Here is a 1,854-nt window from a genome sequence, read left to right on the forward strand (position 1 = left end):
AAGGCGCGCGGCCTCGGGGGCGTCGAGTGCCTTGCGAGCGGCGATGCGTGAGGAATCGACCCGGCTCATCTGGCCGGCGCCGATGCCGACGGTGGCGCCGTCCCTGACGTAGACGATGGCGTTGGACTTGACGTGCTTGGCGATGCGGAAGGCGAATTTCAGGTCGGCCATTTCGGCCGGCGTCGGCGCCCGCTTGGTCACCACTTTCAGTTCGAGGTCGTCGACGACGGCGTTGTCCCGGCCCTGGATGAGCAGGCCGCCGGCGACGGATTTGACCGTCGTACCCGGCGTGCGCGGGTCCGGCAGCCCACCGGTGACCAGCAGGCGCAAATTCTTTTTCGCCGCCACGATGGCCGCTGCCTCGTCGGTGGCGCCGGGCGCGATGATTACCTCGGTGAAGGTTTTTACGATCTCTTCCGCCGCCTCGGCGTCGAGGGTGCGGTTGACGGCGATGATGCCGCCGAAGGCCGAGACCGGGTCGCAGGCCAGCGCCTTGGCGTAGGCGGCTTTCAGCGAGTCGCCTTCGGCAACGCCGCACGGATTGGCGTGCTTGATGATGGCGACGGCGGCGGAAAGGTCGGGGTCGAACTCGCCGACCAGTTCGAAGGCGGCGTCGGTGTCGTTGATGTTGTTGTAGGATAGCTGCTTGCCCTGCAGCTGGCGCGCCGTGGCGACGCCCGGGCGCTTGTCGCCGTTGACGTAGAAGCCGGCGCTCTGATGCGGGTTCTCGCCATAGCGCATCACCTCGACCAACCTGCCGCCAAAGGCGCGCCATGTCGGATGTTCGATCTCGAGCGCTTCGGCGAACCAGCCGGAGATCGCCGCGTCATAGCTGGCGGTGCGGGCGAAGGCCTTGGCGGCCAGCTTCTTGCGGAAATCCAGCGACAGCGAGCCGATGTTCATCTCCAGCGCATTCAGCACCGAGGCGTAATCGCCGGGGTCGGTGACGATGGCGACATAGGCGTGGTTCTTGGCCGAGGCGCGGATCATCGCCGGCCCGCCAATGTCGATGTTTTCGACGATCGACGCGTAGTCGGCGCCGGAGCGGCGGACCTCCTCGAACGGATAGAGATTGGAGACGACGAGATCGATCGGCTCGATGCCGTATTTGCGCATTGCCGCGGAATGCTCCGGATCGTCGCGCACGCCAAGCAGCGCGCCATGCACCCCAGGATGCAAGGTCTTGACGCGGCCGTCCATGATCTCGGGGAAACCGGTGAGCTCGGAGACGTCGCGCACCGGAAGGCCCGCGTCAGCGATCGCCTTTGCCGTGCCGCCGGTCGAGACCAGCTCTACGCCTGCGGCTGCCAGCGCTTTGGCGAAATCGATGAGGCCGGTCTTGTCGAAAACGGAGAGCAGGGCGCGACGCACGGGAACAAGGTCTGGTGCGGGAATGTTCTTGGCGGCGACGGCCATGGGCTGGCAGCCTTTCACGACTGGTGTGATGGATGCCCGCGCCCGTAGCACATGCCGTCCGGAAATCAAACCGGCGGTCAGGTGGGGCAAGGCAACGAATCCGTATTAAAACGAAAAACCCGCCTGTGCGGCGGGTCACTGGCGCAAATCAGCACCATGGGCGAATTTGTACCATAGCTGAGGTCACCGAGTCAAGAAAAAATTCCTATCGTTGCCGACGCAAGCTGCCGATGCCGCCGAACTGGTTGTCGTCAGGCCTTTTGTTAACCTGCGTTCGAAGCCCTGCCAGGAGGATCAGTTGTTTTCCGGATGACCGGCGATGCTGGTGCGCGTCAGCTGCCAGTGGACTTCGGCGATTTCCGAGGCTTTGAAGGCAAGCACGATCTGGCGGCTGCGGCGTGGGCCGCCAAGGCCGGCGAAATAGATTGATTCCTCGAC

The 1,854-nt window shown here is 64.5% G+C and carries 1 protein-coding gene; it reads right to left on the reverse strand.

Features of this window, described 5'->3' with window-relative positions:
* Positions 1–1,416 (reverse strand): bifunctional phosphoribosylaminoimidazolecarboxamide formyltransferase/IMP cyclohydrolase (gene purH, locus EN893_RS32000; RefSeq protein ID WP_128362096.1); only part of this gene is annotated, 1,416 nt, incomplete at its 3' end.
* Positions 1,417–1,854 lie beyond the last annotated feature (438 nt).

Origin of the sequence: Mesorhizobium sp. M7A.F.Ca.CA.004.04.2.1, from assembly GCF_004022825.1 — a bacterium.
Taxonomy (GTDB): domain Bacteria; phylum Pseudomonadota; class Alphaproteobacteria; order Rhizobiales; family Rhizobiaceae; genus Mesorhizobium.